This window comes from Streptomyces sp. NPDC051172, assembly GCF_040682555.1.
Taxonomy (GTDB): Bacteria; Actinomycetota; Actinomycetes; order Streptomycetales; family Streptomycetaceae; genus Streptomyces.
Genome location: NZ_JBFBBE010000006.1, coordinates 162,968 through 177,215, shown reverse-complemented (window position 1 = coordinate 177,215; position 14,248 = coordinate 162,968). Strand labels below are relative to the sequence as shown.

Here is a 14,248-nt window from a genome sequence, read left to right as displayed (position 1 = left end):
CAGGAACAGCTGCGTGTAGAGCGTCAGCGAGGTGTGGCCGGGGGACAGCACGAAACGATCCCGGCCGGTCCACTCGGGGTCCGCGGGATCGTGACACGACCTCTCTTGCTCACTTGCCCGGGCACTCCTTCCACGCCATGTGGTACGTGGTGCTGATGTTCCCGTCGGTCGAGTCCATGGTCATGAAGCTGACCTTGCCCGGGTTCGCGGTCCCCGCGTTCACTCTCAGCTCGGTGTTGATGTTGAAGTTGCGCTCAACTCCGCAGGGCGCCCAGACCAGTTGGGCCACGTCCGTGCTGTCGGTGGCCTGCCAGTCGTCGTTGTACGAGCCGCTGAACGGGTGGGTCTTGGGCACCGTGTTCGAGGAGCCCTGGAAGTAGTACGAGGCCTTCTGCGTCGCGGACGCGCCGGGCTGGAGCGAGAGGAAGCCCCGGTAGTCGGCACTGGCGATGGCGTAGGTGAAGCCCTGGGGGACGTGCACGATCAGGTTGAGCTGGCAGTTCTTGCGGAAGGCCGTGGGGTCGGAGTTGCCGCCGGACTGGGCGAGATACTGGCTGTAGGTCACCGTGAAGGCCGTGTTGTCCGGGGACACGGCGACGGCCGCGGTGCCCTGGGGACAGCCGGAGCCGTTCACGGTCGCCACGTCGATGACGATCTTGTCCGGGGGCGGGTTGTCGAAGACCCCGGACGAGTTGTGCGCGGGTATCGCGGTGGTGAGCAGAGCGGCTACGGCGCCGCCCAGAAGGAGTGCACCAGGCATGGTCTCTCCGGTTCTGTGAGTGGGGGGTGGCACACCCCGGCCCGCCCGGAGCCCTTTGAAGAAACCATGGGGATCCTGTGAAGGCACGAGGCGATCGCATCGTAGGGAGGCGCACGCGAACCCGTCAGGGCGAACTCAGGCCATTCACAGGTGGGGATTTCACACGGCAGAACGCCGCCCGGCCGCGATCACAGCAACGGCTCGATGATCTTCGCGAGCCGCCCTTCCGTCACCGCTCCCATCCGCACCGCCGCCACCTTCCCGGAGGAGTCGACGACGATCGTGAACGGCAGCCCCTGCGTGGTCACCACGCCTCGCGGCAGCCTCAACAGCTGCTTGCCCGAGGGGTCGTGCAGGGAGGGGTAGTCCAGCCGGTACTGCTTCTGGAAGGCGAGACCGGCACCCCGGCCGCCGTCGTTGTCGAGCCCGAGCACGCGCAGCCCGCGGGCGCCGTACTTCTGCTGGATCTTCTTGAGTTCGGGCGCCTCCGCCCGGCAGGGACCGCAGTAGGAGGCCCATGCGTTGATCAGGACGACCTTGCCACGGAAGTCGGACAGGCTGACCGTGCTGCCCTCAAGGGAGGGCCCGGAAAGGTCCGGAACAGCGGGTCGCTCGCCCTCCTTCCACGTCCTGATCAGCGGATCCCCGGGGCTGGTGTCGCTGATCGGCGCCGGGGCCGAGCAGCCGGCGAGGACCGCCGCACAAGCCACCGCCACCAGCACGTTCCGGTGTCGAGTCTTCGTCATCGGCCGGCCAGTCCCCCGCGCAGTTCGTCCGTCGCCGTCCCGCTGAGGACGACCTCCAGGCTTCCCGACCGCCAGACGCACAGCAGCCACGCGGCGGGCAGTTGGAGCGTGTACAGCGCGACGATCGCCATGACGAACGCCCAGTCGGCCGGTGCGCCGTCGCCTTCGGCCCACGCCGACACCCCCCAGCAGACCAGCAGCGCCGCCAGGTAGACAGACCCGTCGACCAGCGTCACGCGCCAGCGCGGCAGAGGCGCCAGCAGACGCCGGGCCGGCACCAGGGAGACGGTCGCGGCGCCCACGAAGACCGCGTGCCACGGGTTCTTCCACCAGAAATCGGCCCAGCCCCCGACGCTCCCGCCGGGGGCGGCCTGCCAGGCCAGGTCCACACCGGCGCCGACCAACCAGGACAGGACAACGACGGTGAGCGCGTACGAAACGGCGCCCCGCCAAGTGACGGTCACGTCACTCCCCCTTTCACCGACGGGCCCCAACTGCGGCCCGCCACACGGTCATTGTGCTCTCCGGCGCTGCGGGGACCCGGTCCGGGGTCGGCGGCGGACTGTCCTGACGTTCTGCCATGCCGTCGATACGTCTGCGTCCGACCCGCCTCACCCTGGCCGTGGGCCCCTGCGTCCTCGCCGGCGGCGCAGCCCTCGCCGCCCTCGCCGCCTACAGCTTCGCCTGCACCGACGCCGACGCCGGCGTACGCCCCGCCAGGTTCTCCGGCGCACCGCACTGCCACCGCATCGCCGACGGCGCCCCGGCCTCCCGCGGCGGCCTGTCCCGCAGGGACAGCAGCCTTATCGGGATCGCCGTCTGGGGGACCGGGACATCGTGCTGCGCTGCGGTGTCACGCCTCCGGGAGTCACCGGCGACCCGTGTTTAGGAGCTACCAGGGCGTTTCGGCAACGCGGCTGGGGGTCCCCCCACGCCCTTAAGGCAGTGGGGGAGTGCGTGCCAGGCGTCGCGCGCCCGGCCGGGGATATGACACAGGCTCTGACCTGCTAGGGGTTCTCCCAGGCCGCCGGCTCCGCCGCCAGTTCCCGTACCGGCTCCGGCAGGGCGTCCGCCGCGATGTCCGCGATGGTGACGCCCTCCAGGATGCGCCGGACGTTGGCCCGCAGCGCGATCCACAGCGGCAGCAGCGGCTGGGCGGACCCCGTGTACTCCAGTCCCGTGGGCCGCTCCCCGCGCACGGACACGATCGGGCCGTCGACCGCCCGGATCACATCCGCGACCGTGATCCGCGCGGCCTCGCGGGCCAGCCGGTAGCCGCCGCCTCCCCCGCGCCGGCTGTCGACGATGCCGCCGCGCCGCAGATCGCCGAGGATCCCCTCCAGGAACTTGTGCGGGATCTCCTGCGTGGCGGCGATGGCCTCCGCCTTCACGGGCCCGTCGTCCTGCCGGACCGCAAGTTCAAGAACCGCCCGTACCGCGTAATCCGCCCGTGCCGAGATCCTCATACGACCATTGTGCTGGCTGCGGCCGTACACAATGACCTCGCACGATGACCTCACACGCGCCGCCGACCGGCCGGTCCGACGGGAGGCCCCCTTGGGGCTCAGCAGACGTTCCTTCAACGCCCTCGCCGGCGCCACGGCCCTCGGTCTGGCGCTGGGCGGCAGCGGGGCCATGACCTGCGCCTACGCCGCCCAGACCGCCCCCACGGGCCCGCCGCCCGGCACGCCGGGCGCGGACGGGCGGCGGCACACGATCGGCTTCGACCGCTACTCGCTCCTCGTCGACGGCAGACGGCTGGTCGTCTGGTCGGGCGAGATGCACCCCTTCCGGCTGCCGAGCCCGTCCCTGTGGCGCGACGTCCTGCAGAAGATGCGCGCCCACGGCTACAACACGGTCAGCATCTATGTGTCCTGGAACTACCACTCCCCCGCACCCGGGCACTACGACTTCACCGGCGTCCGCGACCTGGACCTGTTCCTGCGGACGGCGAGCGAGACCGGTCTGTACGTCATCCTCCGCCCCGGCCCCTACATCAACGCCGAGATCGACGGCGGCGGCTTCCCCGGCTGGCTGACGGCCACCGAGGGCCGGGCCCGGACCGCCGACCCGGCCTATCTGTCGTACGTCGACGAGTGGCTGACCCAGGTGAACGCCATCGTCGCCCGGCACCTGTACACCAAGGGCGGCGGCACGGTCCTGCTCTACCAGATCGAGAACGAGTACGACGCGTACGTCGACGAGCCCACCGGTCGCGACTACATGGCCCATCTGTACCGCAAGGTCCGCTCCGACGGCATCGACGTACCGCTCTTCCACAACGACAAGGGCCGGAACGGGTACTGGATCCCCGGCTCCTTCGACACGGGCGGCGAGCGGGGCCGCTGGCTGTACGGCTTCGACGGCTATCCGTCGCCGACCCTGGCCCCGCCCGACTGGGGGCACTTCGGGACCGGCGGGGTCAAGGGCGGCGCGACCGCCAGTCCCCGAACGCCCGGTTTCGTACCGGAGTTCGGGGGTGGCTGGTTCGATCCGTGGGGCGGTGCCTGGTTCGGCGGGAAGGGGTACGCGGAGTCGCGGCGGCTGCGGGACGCGGCGTACGAGCGGCGCTTCTACCTCACCAACTTCGCCAACGGCATCACCCTGCACAGCGTCTACATGACCTTCGGCGGCACCTCGTGGGGCTGGCTGCCCGCGCCGGTCGTCTACACGTCGTACGACTACGGGGCTGCCATCGACGAGGGCCGGCAGCCGACCGCCAAGCTGATCCCCATGCACCAGCTCGGGCATCTGCTGCGGCACTTCCCCGATCTCGCCAAGCTGGACCGCGCGGCGGACGTCGAGCCGGACGCCGCGGCGGACGGGCTGAAGGTGTACCACCTGACCAACCCCGACACCGGCGCCCATGTGTACGTCCTGCGCAACGACGGCGAGGTGCCGGTCGCCTCCGAGCTTCCGCTGCACGGCGCCGAGCTCCCCGTCCCGGTGGCGGTCCCGGCGCAGGACGCGCGGCTGCTGGCCGCCGGGATCAGGCTGGGTCTGCGGAAGCTGCGCCACTCCAACGCCCAGCCCATGCTGGCCCTCACCGCCGGGCGACAGCAGATCGCCGTGCTCACCGGGCGGCCGGGAGAGGACACGGTGACCGCACTGGAGTGTGCGAGCGAGCCGACGGTCACCGTGCTGGAAGGGGAGGCCGAGCACGCGTACACGGACGGGCTGTTGCGGATCGAAGCCCAACTGGACGGTCTGACACGGGTGTCGGTGAGCGGCGGCGGGACCTCCACCCCCCTCCTGCTGCTCCTCGCGGACGACGAGACCTCCGTACGACTGTGGCCGCACGACACCCCGTCCGGCCCGGTCCTCGTGTACGGGCCCGCCCTGCTGCGGACCGCGGCCGTCGACGGAACGACGGTCCGGCTGACCGGGGACACCATCGAGGCGGCGGACCTGGAGGTGTGGGGACCACGCGGCATCCACGAACTGACCTGGAACGGACGCGGGTTGAAGGCCCACGCGACCTCCTCCGGCAGCCTGCGTGCCGCGCAGCCGCTGGCCGGTGTCGGGGCGGTGGCACTGCCCGCGCTGAGCAACAGCTGGCTGCGGAAGACGGAGAACCCCGAGTCGGCGCCCGCCTTCGACGACTCCTCCTGGACACCCGCCGACAAGACCACCACCCACAGCACCACACCGGTCCCCGCCGGACAGCCGGTCCTCTTCGCCGACGACTACTCCTTCCACTACGGCGACGTCTGGTACCGCGGGCGCTTCACCGACGCGACCGGCGCCGAGTCGGTGTCCCTCGCCTACAGCACGGGCACGCAGGGGCTCCTGATGGCCTGGCTGGACGGGCGGCCGCTGGGCACGCACCGGATGCCCGTGCCGGACAACAAAACTGTGCGTAAGGGGAGTTGGGCCGCCACGGCCGTCTTCTCCGTACCGCAGGAGCTGCGCACGGACGAGCCGCATGTGCTGTCGGTCCTCGTCCGCCGTATGCAGCACGACCAGGACGGAAAGTCCCTGGACACGCACAAGGTGGCGCGCGGGTTGACGGCGGTCACCTTCGCGGGGGCGGCCCCGCAGCTGAGCTGGCGGCTGCAGGGCGAGACCGCGCCGGACCCCGTGCGCGGGCCGCAGAACAACGGCGGGCTGTACGGGGAGCGCAACGGCTGGCATCTGCCGGGGTACGGCGACGGCGGCTGGGAGCCGGTGCAGCTGCCGCGGGCGGACCGGCGGCAGGGGGTGACCTGGTACCGGACGTCCTTCCGGCTCGCGGTCGACGCCGGCACCGACGCCTCCGTGGGGCTGGTCCTCGACGACGACCCGGCCCGCGCCTATCGCGTCCAGATCTTCCTGAACGGCTGGAACATGGGCCAGTACATCAACGACGTGGGCCCGCAGCACACCTTCCCGCTCCCGAACGGGATCCTGCGCACACGTGGCTCCAACACACTCGCCCTGGCCGTCCTGTCCGACGGAACCACACCATCGGGACCGTCGGACGTACGGCTGACGCTGCTGGGCGCGGCGGCCGGAGGAGTACCGGTGGCACCTGTTTCCTCCCCCGGCCGGTCGACCGCTAGGCCAGCCTGATCACGTTCCAGGACAGCGGCTCCAGTACGGCGGTGAGGGTGCCGTCCCGCAGCGCGGTGCCCTCGACCGTGTGCGGAGCCACCCGCTCGGGGTCGTCGAGGGTGTTGCGGGCGTCCGGGTCGGCGTCGGCGAGGGCGCTGTGCTCGACGACCTCCGTCAGGTCCAGGCCGTTCAGGGCGACTTCGAGGGGCAGCGCCTCGGTGCGGCTGCGGTTGACGGCGAAGACGGTGACGGCGCCGTCCTGCGCGCGCACGGCGGTGGCGTGCAGGAGGTCCGTCTCGCCGTACTTCTTCGTCTCGTACGTCGGTGAGTCGACCCGGACGTCGAGGACCTGGCCGCGGCCGTACCGCGAGGCCTGCGCGAAGGGGAAGAAGGTCGTCTGGCGCCACGCCGGGCCGCCGGGCTCGGTCATGATCGGGGCGATGACGTTGACGAGCTGGGCGAGACAGGCGACGGTGACGCGGTCCGCGTGCCGGAGGAGTGCGATGAGCAGCGAGCCGAAGACGACGGCGTCCAGGACGCTGTAGTTGTCCTCCAGGAGGCGGGGGGCCTCCGCCCAGTCCCGCGCGCCGGAGTTCTCGATCTCGTGCCACTTCGAGATGTACCAGACGTTCCACTCGTCGAAGGAGAGGTTGATCTTCTTCTTCGACTTCAGCTTCGCACCGATGTGGTCGGCGGTGGCGACCACGTTCTCGATGAAGGACTCCATGTCGACGGCGGAGGCCAGGAAGGAGTCGACGTCACCGTCCTCGGGCTGGTAGTAGGCGTGCAGGGAGATGTAGTCGACGAGGTCGTAGGTCTCCTCCAGGACCGTCGCCTCCCAGGCGGCGAAGGTCGGCATGGACTGGCTGGAGGAGCCGCAGGCGACGAGTTCGACGTCCGGGTCGATCTGGCGCATCGCGCGGGCGGTCTCGGCGGCGGTCCGGCCGTACTCCTGGGCGGTCTTGTGGCCGGTCTGCCAGGGGCCGTCCATCTCGTTGCCGAGGCACCAGAGCTTGATGCCGAAGGGGTCCTTGTCGCCGTGGGAGACACGGAGGTCGGACAGGGCGGTGCCGGCGGGGTGGTTGGCGTACTCCTGGAGTTCGAGGGCCTCGGCGACGCCTCGGGTGCCGAGGTTGAGGGCCATCATGGGCTCGGCCCGGGGGCCGATCTTCCTCAGGAAGTCGATGTACTCGGAGAGGCCGAAGCGGTTGGTCTCGGTGGAGCGCCAGGCGAGGTCGAGTCGGCGGGGGCGGTCCTCGGCCGGGCCGACCGAGTCCTCCCACTTGTAGCCGGAGACGAAGTTGCCTCCGGGGTAGCGGATGGCGGTGACGCCGAGTTCTCGGACGAGGTCCAGGACGTCCTGGCGGAGCCCGGCCTCGTCCGCCGCGGGGTGGTCCGGTTCGAAGATGCCGGTGTAGACGCAGCGGCCGAGGTGTTCTACGAACGAGCCGAAGAGGCGGGGGTTGACCTTGCCGACGGTGAAGGCTGGGTCGAGTGTGAAGCGGGCGGTGCTCATCTTGGCCTTTCAGGTTCAGTTTCGTCTGCAGGTGGTTCGTGGCTGGTCGCGCCCCTGAAAAACCTGTTACCCGGTTCGGTATTTCGGAATGCGCTCGTAACTTCGAACGGGACCGTAGATAGGGAGCGCTTGCCAGTCAATGGTTTGGACAGGAGTTACCGGCAAGGAGGCCGTTCGCCGTTGAACGACGGCGTAGTCTCGGACGGCCTGTTGTCGGAAGGGGGAGCGATGGACATCGCGGGCGCGCGGCGGAAAGCGGCCCGGATCGCCGCCGGGCTGCGGCGCTCGCGGAGGGTGTCCGGGATGCGGAAGCTGACGGACGGCCTCGGAGCGGCGATGCGGGCCAGACCCCGTCCGCCGGCCGATGCGCGGGAGCTGTGCCGGGCGCTGTGCGAGGAGATGAGCGTGCTGCGCGGCGGGCGGCCGGTGGAGCTGCGCTTCGAGCGGTTTCCCGACGAGATCGAAGTCACCGGGCTGTGGGTGGAGTTCTCCGACTTCGACCTGGTGATCGTCGAGGAGCGGGCCGAGGCGGTGCAGCAACTGGTCATCCTCGGCCATGAGTTGTGGCATCTGCACGCCGGGCACAGCCATCACCATGTGGCGGGGGCGGCACTGGCCGACCGGCGCAAGTGGAACGCCTTCAAGGACGCAGCCCTGTCGGTGGCCGCGCGCGACGGTTCCCGCGTCGCCGACGAGGCGGAGGCCGACGACTTCGGGCACCGGCTCGCGAGCACCTTCCGGCCACTGCTGACCGGGCATGGCGCGGACCCGCCGCCGGGCCCGCTGCAGCGTTCGCTGGGCTACCGCAGGGGCGGGAGGGCAGCGGGGTGAGCACGCAGTCGGCGCTCGAACCGTCCCGCCTCCTCGGCGAGGTGTACATCTCGTTCTGGATCCCCGCCGTCGTCCTGGCCACCGCACTGGTGATCAAGCTGCCCAGCATCCTCAAGCTGTGGCGGGACCCGCTGCTGCGTGCCGTCGGCGGACTGCTGCTGTTCGCGTGCGCGGTGTTCGCCTTTGCGGCCCCGGGCACCATCGTCTGGACCAACCGGGTCACCGGCGTGCCGAATATCGCCGCGCCCTTGGTGTACTCGCTGATCACCGCGTTGTCCGCGTCCTGGCTCCTGCTGGTCGTGCACTGGCGCAACGGCCCCACCGACCGCCGGGAGCAGACGCGGCGCGCAACCCGCTGGGTGATCTCCGTCTACGCGGCCGTGGTCATCACCCTCTGGGTGCTGTTCGCGCTCGCCGACGTGCCCGTGGAACAGCCCCGGAACCTGGACACCTACTACGCCAGTACGCCGTTCATGCGCGAGGAGATCCTGCTCTATCTCACCGCGCACACCGTGGCCTGCACGATCACGACCCGGCTCGTATGGAACTGGATCCGCACCGACGGCCTGGACGCCTGGCTGCGCTGGGGGCTCAGGTTCCTGGGCATCGGTTACGCGACGAACCTGCTCTTCAGCGCGGCCAAGTTCACGGCGGTGGCAGCCCGGTGGACCGGTCACGACCTGGACTGGCTGAACGCCAACATCGCACCGTCGGCCGCCTGCATCGCCGCCACCCTCGTCGCGGTCGGCTTCATCGTCCCGCACGCCGGACAGTACCTCCAGGACCGCTGGCTGGTGCGCCGGCGGCACCGGGAGCTGAAGCCGCTCGCCCGGCTGATGCGGACCGTCGTGGGCAGCCGAGAACCGCTCGCTCTGCGCGCTACCGCGGAGATCCGCCTGATCCGCCGCGAGACCTACATCCGCGACGCGCTCCTGCAGCTGTCGAGGTTCCTCGACGAGGACCTGCGCGGCCGGGCCCACGACGCCGCTCTCGCCCTCGGCCACGAACGCGGCCGGGCGCAGGCCCTCGCCGCCGCCGTGACGATCCTTCAGGCCGTCGGGACCGGACGGCACGCTGCGGACGGCGACGGCGACGGTGGCACTGACGGGCCCGACACCTCGTATCTGCTCCAGGAGATCCAGGCCGTTTCCGAGGCCCTGCGCCACCCCGACGAGATCACGGCGGTACGCACCCTCGCGACCGCCCCGGCAGAGAGCATGTCCACGCATGACTGAACGTCCCTCCCCCGCCAGAGTCGCCGTAGTCCTCGGGGGATCCCACACCGGCATGCTCGCGGCCGGGGCCCTGGCCGGCCTCGCCGACCGGGTCATCGTCGTGGAACGCGACGAACTGCCCGCCACACCCGCGCCCCGCAAGGGACTTCCGCAGGCCGGGCACGCCCATATGCTCTGGTCGGGCGGGGTACGGGCGACGGAGGAACTGCTGCCGGGCATCACCGGGGCGCTCCTGGACGCCGGGGCGCGCCGGGCGCCGGTCACCACGGACGTCGTCGCCCTGTCGGCGCACGGCTGGTTCAGGCGCTGGCCCGAGTCCCACCATGTCGTCCTGGCCGGGCGGGACCTGCTGGACGCGACGATCCGGGCGCACGTCCTCGCGGACGACCGCGTCGAGGTGCTCCAGGGCACGGAGGTACTGGGGCTCGCGGGCGGCGCGAAGGCCGTCACCGGGGTCCGGGTACGCGCACGCGACGGCCGGGAGCGGACCCTCGACGCCGGCATGGTCGTCGACGCCACCGGCCGCGGCTCCGGAGCGCCCCGCTGGCTCGCGGCCCTCGGACTGCCCGCGCCGGAGCGCCGCCAGGTCGACACCGGCCTCGCCTACGCCAGCCGGCTGTACCTCGCGCCCGACGGGGCCCGCGACGGTTTCCCGGTGGTCAACGTGGCGCCGGACCCGCGGGACGGCAGCCCCGGCCGGGCGGGCTTCCTGCTGCCCATCGAGAACGGCCGCTGGATCGTCACCCTCAACGGCACCCGCGGGGGTGAACCGACCTCCGCCAACGCCGACTTCCTCCCGTTCGCCCGCGAGCGGCTGCGCCACCCGCTGATCGGCGACCTGCTCGCGCAGGCCGAGCCGCTGTCCGACGTCGCCTTCACCCGCGCCACCGTCAACCGCCGGTACTTCTACGAACGGATGCCGGCCTGGCCCGACAACTTCACGGTCCTCGGCGACGCGCTGGCCGCGTACAACCCCGTCTACGGTCATGGACTCGCCGTGGGCGCCCAAAGCGCCCTTCTTCTACGTGAGTCGACTCGGCATCACGGCTTTGGTGCGTCCGGCCTGTCCCGGCGCGTCCAGAAGGCGGTCGCCCGGCCGGTCTCAGCGGCCTGGGACTTCGCCATAGGGCAGGACGTGTTCTATCCGGGAGCGACCAAGGACGGGCCGACGGTGCGGGATCGCATCGTGGCCGCGTACGTGTCCCGGCTCATGTACACGGCCACGGGGAACGGGCGGATCGCCCGCCGTGTGACGGATGTGACGTCGCTGGAGCGGGGAGCGGGGGTGCTGCTGACACCGTCCGTGCTGCTGGCCGCACTCGTCGGCCCGCTCAGACCGGCGTTGAGCGGGCCGCCGTTGACGGCCGAGGAGCGCAAGGCGGCGGGGCTCAGCCCCTGAAGGGCGGTTGCTCCAGCCCCTTTCCGGCGCCGGGTACGACCAGCAGGGAACCCGCCACCGGGTGGGGTGCCGCAAGGCCCACCCGGGCTGTGGTGATGTACAGGTCCGTGAGGTCGGGGCCGCCGAAGGTGCAGGCGGTCACGCGGGGCGTGGGGAGTTCGATCACGCGGTCCAGTTCGCCGTCGGGCGTGTAGCGGCGTACCGCCGCGCCGTCCCACAGCGCCACCCACACACAGCCGTCGGCGTCCACCGTCAGCCCGTCGGGGAAGCCGGCGCCGTCCTCGATCTGCGCGAACCTGCGGCGGTCCGCGACCCGGCCGTCCTCGTGGTGGAAGACGTCGACCTGCCGCGTCGGCGAGTCGATGTAGTACATCAGGCGGCCGTCGGGGCTCCAGCCGGTGCCGTTGCTCACGGCCACGTCGTCGAGGACGAGCTCGACCGAGCCGTCCCCGGTGATCCGGGACAGTGTGCCGCCGCCCGCCGCCTCGTCGTAGCGCATGGTGCCGGCCCACAGGGAGCCGTCGGGGGCGACGGCGGCGTCGTTGGCACGGCGGCCGGGGACGACCTCGCGGTGCAGCCAGCGGAAAGTGCCGTCGGGGTCGACGAGGCCGACTCCGTCCCGGAGGTTCAGGACCAGCCCGCCGCCGGCCCTCGGCTTCGCCGCGCCCACGTGCTGGTCGGTGACGCGGGTCGTGCGACGGCCGGTCACCGGGTCGTACGTGTGGACCCGCGCGCCGAGGATGTCGATCCAGATCAGCCGTCCGGCCGCCGCGTCCCAGGTCGGCCCCTCGCCCAGGGTGGCCTCGGCACGCACCGCCACCTCGTACGCCGTCATACGACGGTCCGGTGGCCGAGGCGCTCCGACAGCTCGACGGCACCCTTGGCGGCGAGCTGCTCCAGCTCGGCGCGGCGCTCGTCGCTCCAGCGGATCATGGGCACGGAGATCGAGAGCGCGGCCACCACCTGCCCGGTGCGGTCCCGCACGGGCGCCGCCACACAGCTCACGTCCGGGTTGGACTCACGGTTCTCGACCGCGAGCCCGCGCTGACGGATCTGCGCCAGGGCCTCGCGCAGGGCGGACGGCTCGGTGATGCTGTTGGGAGTCATCGCGACGAGCTCGGCGTCGTCCGGGATCCGCGCGGTGAGCTCCTGCTCCGGAAGGGAGGCCAGCAGCATCTTCCCCACAGACGTGCAGTGCGCCGGCAGCCGCCGTCCGGCCGCCGACACCATACGCACCGCATGGGTGGAGTCCACCTTGGCGATGTAGATGACGTCGGTACCCTCGAGGATCGCCACGTGCACCGTCTCGTCACAGGTCTCGGCGACGGACCGGGCCACCTGCTGCCCCTCGGCCGGGAGGTCCAGCTGCTCGGCGTACCGGCTCCCGAGCTGGTACGGACGTACACCGAGCCGGTAGCGTCCCGGCTGCCCGGGCACCTGGACGATGTACGACCGGGCGGCGAGCGTGGTGACCAGCTCGTGCACGGTGGTGCGCGGCAGCTGCAGCTTGCGCACTATGTCGGGGGCGGAGAGCGTCCCGTCCCCGTCGAGGAAGAGCTCAAGAATGTCGAGAGCCCGGGTCACGGCAGGTACAAGGCGTCCCACGACCGGCCCCCTCCCTTGTTATCTGAGGCTGTCTGTTCGAAATTTCAACAGACGATCGGCATGACGAACACAGGCTACGCATGGTGCGTTTGCCAGGGCAATGGTTCTGCGCAGACCAGGTGGGTCAAGGAAAGCCCAGTAGCTCCCAAACCGAGTCGAACCATGCCTGCGCGCCCTCCGCGAGCATGAGGCACCAAACAGACCTGCCGAATCTCGCAGCCCACCAACGCCACGAGCCGAGTGACCTTGAGCGTGATTCTTTCCGGGCGCCCGGCCGACGGAGATGGCCGTGGGTGGCTGCTTCCCTCGATCGGGTGATCCGTTCCGAACGTGTGGTGGCGGCCCGTACAGCTGTGTACGTTCGGTGATCGTGAAGCTGATCGTGCAGGTGAAACTGCTGCCGACACCCGTACAGGCGGCGGCACTTGAAGCGACCCTGCACGCGTGCAACGAGGCCGCCACCTGGTGCAGCCGGGTCGCCTTCGAGAAGGACGTGAAGCGCAACTTCGCGTTGCGAGAGCACGCCTACGGGGAGATCAGGACCCGGTGGAGCCTGGGCGCGCAGGCCGCCCAGCACGTCATCAAGAAGACCTGCGACGCGTACGCCACCCTGAAGGCGAATCTCAAGGCCGGGAACCTGGGCAGACCCGGCTCGAAACGCTACCGCAGGGCGACCGAGAAACCGGTCGCCTTCCGGCCCGAGGGCGCGCAGCCCTACGACGACCGGATGCTGTCCTGGCAGATCACCGAACGGCGGGTCTCGATCTGGACGGTGGCGGGCCGGGTCAAGGACGTGGCCCTCACCGCATCGTCGGAGCAACTGGCCACGCTGGCCCTGTACCGCCAAGGCGAGTCCGACCTCGTGTGCCGCGACGGCATGTGGTTCCTGCTGGCTACGTGCGAGGTCCCCGAGGCACCGCCGAACACCGATCCGGTGGACTTCCTCGGCGTCGACCTGGGCATCGTCAACATCGCCACCACCAGCGACGGCGAGATCATGGCCGGACGCGAGCTCAACCGCATCCGTGCGCGGGAGCGGAAGTTGCGCGCCAAGCTGCAGAAGAGGAACACCCCGTCCGCCAAGCGCCGGCTGAAGAAGCGCAGGCGCAAGGAGGCGCGGCGGGCCAAGGACATCAACCACAAGATCGCGAAACATGTGGTGGCCGAGGCAGAACGCACCGGTCGCGGGATCGCCCTGGAAGACCTCACGGGCATCCGCGAACGGGTACGGCTTCGCAAGCCCCAACGGTCCACCCACTCCAGCTGGTCCTTCCACCAGCTGGGGCAGTTCATCGCATACAAGGCATGCAAGGCGGGAGTGCCGGTAGTGCACGTCGATCCGGCGTACACCTCCCGTACCTGCGCCGAATGCGGGCACGTAGACAAGGCGAACCGGGTCTCGCAGGCCTGGTTCGCGTGCCGGAACTGCGGATTCGTTGATCACGCAGACCGGAACGGCTCCCGTAACATCCGCGCCCGCGCGTGGGAGTTGTGGCGACGCGGGGCCCCGTCAACGGCCCCTGCCCCACCACCGCGCCAGCGGGACGGGGCTGGACGCAGACGCACCATCACAGCCAGTGATGCCCGTTGTGCAAGCCCGGCGCTTTAGCGCCTGGGTAGTTG

13 protein-coding genes and 1 pseudogene are annotated in these 14,248 nt (G+C 70.7%); 6 read left to right on the top strand and 8 right to left on the bottom strand.

Annotation, left to right across the window (positions count from 1 at the left end; genetic code table 11):
• The 4 genes and pseudogenes from AB0N07_RS05620 to AB0N07_RS05605 all read right to left on the bottom strand — a co-directional run.
• Nucleotides 1–93: pseudogene (locus AB0N07_RS05620) on the bottom strand (hypothetical protein); the annotation flags it as partial.
• 16 nt (nucleotides 94–109) lie between these two features.
• Nucleotides 110–760 (bottom strand): DUF4360 domain-containing protein, encoded by a 651-nt coding sequence (locus AB0N07_RS05615; protein ID WP_365832354.1) that lies wholly within the window; start codon nucleotides 758–760, stop codon nucleotides 110–112.
• 188 nt (nucleotides 761–948) lie between these two features.
• On the bottom strand, nucleotides 949–1,506 hold the full coding sequence (locus tag AB0N07_RS05610; RefSeq protein WP_365832352.1) for a TlpA disulfide reductase family protein: 558 nt from the start codon (nucleotides 1,504–1,506) through the stop codon (nucleotides 949–951).
• A complete protein-coding gene (locus tag AB0N07_RS05605) occupies nucleotides 1,503–1,970 on the bottom strand; it encodes a hypothetical protein (RefSeq protein ID WP_365832350.1) in 468 nt (155 codons plus the stop codon). Before AB0N07_RS05605 ends, AB0N07_RS05610 begins: the two co-directional genes overlap by 4 nt.
• Nucleotides 1,971–2,086: 116 nt before the next feature.
• On the opposite strand from AB0N07_RS05605, the gene AB0N07_RS05600 reads away from it, so the two are divergent.
• Nucleotides 2,087–2,395, top strand: a complete 309-nt coding sequence (locus AB0N07_RS05600; protein ID WP_365832348.1) for a hypothetical protein — start codon at nucleotides 2,087–2,089, stop codon at nucleotides 2,393–2,395.
• Nucleotides 2,396–2,513: 118 nt separating this feature from the next.
• Here AB0N07_RS05600 and AB0N07_RS05595 read toward each other — a convergent pair whose 3' ends face one another.
• A complete protein-coding gene (locus AB0N07_RS05595) occupies nucleotides 2,514–2,972 on the bottom strand; it encodes an Rrf2 family transcriptional regulator (RefSeq protein ID WP_115908355.1) in 459 nt (152 codons plus the stop codon).
• Nucleotides 2,973–3,063: 91 nt separating this feature from the next.
• Here AB0N07_RS05595 and AB0N07_RS05590 point away from each other — a divergent pair, with 91 nt between their 5' ends.
• Nucleotides 3,064–6,057 carry a beta-galactosidase gene (locus AB0N07_RS05590; RefSeq protein ID WP_365832346.1) on the top strand — a complete coding sequence of 998 codons (2,994 nt, stop codon included), beginning with the start codon at nucleotides 3,064–3,066 and terminating at the stop codon, nucleotides 6,055–6,057.
• Here the strand turns inward: AB0N07_RS05590 and AB0N07_RS05585 are convergent.
• Complete coding sequence (locus AB0N07_RS05585; protein ID WP_365832344.1) at nucleotides 6,044–7,555, bottom strand: alpha-N-arabinofuranosidase; 1,512 nt, start codon at nucleotides 7,553–7,555, stop codon at nucleotides 6,044–6,046. The genes AB0N07_RS05590 and AB0N07_RS05585 overlap by 14 nt on opposite strands.
• Before the next feature lie 228 nt (nucleotides 7,556–7,783).
• Here AB0N07_RS05585 and AB0N07_RS05580 point away from each other — a divergent pair, with 228 nt between their 5' ends.
• From AB0N07_RS05580 to AB0N07_RS05570, 3 genes are read left to right on the top strand one after another with little or no spacing between them, the layout of a single operon-like run.
• Nucleotides 7,784–8,386, top strand: a complete 603-nt coding sequence (locus AB0N07_RS05580; protein WP_365832378.1) for a toxin-antitoxin system, toxin component family protein — start codon at nucleotides 7,784–7,786, stop codon at nucleotides 8,384–8,386.
• The gene (locus tag AB0N07_RS05575) at nucleotides 8,383–9,621 is read left to right on the top strand and encodes an MAB_1171c family putative transporter (protein WP_365832342.1); all 1,239 of its coding nucleotides are present in this window, start codon (nucleotides 8,383–8,385) and stop codon (nucleotides 9,619–9,621) included. The genes AB0N07_RS05580 and AB0N07_RS05575 overlap by 4 nt, the downstream gene beginning before the upstream one ends.
• Nucleotides 9,614–11,020 (top strand): pyridine nucleotide-disulfide oxidoreductase, encoded by a 1,407-nt coding sequence (locus tag AB0N07_RS05570; protein ID WP_365832340.1) that lies wholly within the window; start codon nucleotides 9,614–9,616, stop codon nucleotides 11,018–11,020. Before AB0N07_RS05575 ends, AB0N07_RS05570 begins: the two co-directional genes overlap by 8 nt.
• On the opposite strand, the gene AB0N07_RS05565 is transcribed toward AB0N07_RS05570, so the two are convergent.
• Nucleotides 11,010–11,855 (bottom strand): SMP-30/gluconolactonase/LRE family protein, encoded by an 846-nt coding sequence (locus AB0N07_RS05565; protein ID WP_365832338.1) that lies wholly within the window; start codon nucleotides 11,853–11,855, stop codon nucleotides 11,010–11,012. The genes AB0N07_RS05570 and AB0N07_RS05565 overlap by 11 nt on opposite strands.
• Nucleotides 11,852–12,625 (bottom strand): IclR family transcriptional regulator, encoded by a 774-nt coding sequence (locus AB0N07_RS05560; protein ID WP_365832336.1) that lies wholly within the window; start codon nucleotides 12,623–12,625, stop codon nucleotides 11,852–11,854. Before AB0N07_RS05560 ends, AB0N07_RS05565 begins: the two co-directional genes overlap by 4 nt.
• 370 nt (nucleotides 12,626–12,995) lie before the next feature.
• On the opposite strand from AB0N07_RS05560, the gene AB0N07_RS05555 reads away from it, so the two are divergent.
• Complete coding sequence (locus tag AB0N07_RS05555; protein WP_365832334.1) at nucleotides 12,996–14,234, top strand: transposase; 1,239 nt, start codon at nucleotides 12,996–12,998, stop codon at nucleotides 14,232–14,234.
• Nucleotides 14,235–14,248: the final 14 nt, after the last annotated feature.

Coding starts and splice junctions, on each gene's coding strand:
- AB0N07_RS05615 (WP_365832354.1), bottom strand. CDS start 760: ATGCCTGGTGCACTCCTTCTGGGCGGCGCCGTAGCCGCTCTGCTCACC.
- AB0N07_RS05610 (WP_365832352.1), bottom strand. CDS start 1,506: ATGACGAAGACTCGACACCGGAACGTGCTGGTGGCGGTGGCTTGTGCG.
- AB0N07_RS05600 (WP_365832348.1), top strand. CDS start 2,087: ATGCCGTCGATACGTCTGCGTCCGACCCGCCTCACCCTGGCCGTGGGC.
- AB0N07_RS05595 (WP_115908355.1), bottom strand. CDS start 2,972: ATGAGGATCTCGGCACGGGCGGATTACGCGGTACGGGCGGTTCTTGAA.
- AB0N07_RS05585 (WP_365832344.1), bottom strand. CDS start 7,555: ATGAGCACCGCCCGCTTCACACTCGACCCAGCCTTCACCGTCGGCAAG.
- AB0N07_RS05580 (WP_365832378.1), top strand. CDS start 7,784: ATGGACATCGCGGGCGCGCGGCGGAAAGCGGCCCGGATCGCCGCCGGG.
- AB0N07_RS05570 (WP_365832340.1), top strand. CDS start 9,614: ATGACTGAACGTCCCTCCCCCGCCAGAGTCGCCGTAGTCCTCGGGGGA.
- AB0N07_RS05565 (WP_365832338.1), bottom strand. CDS start 11,855: ATGACGGCGTACGAGGTGGCGGTGCGTGCCGAGGCCACCCTGGGCGAG.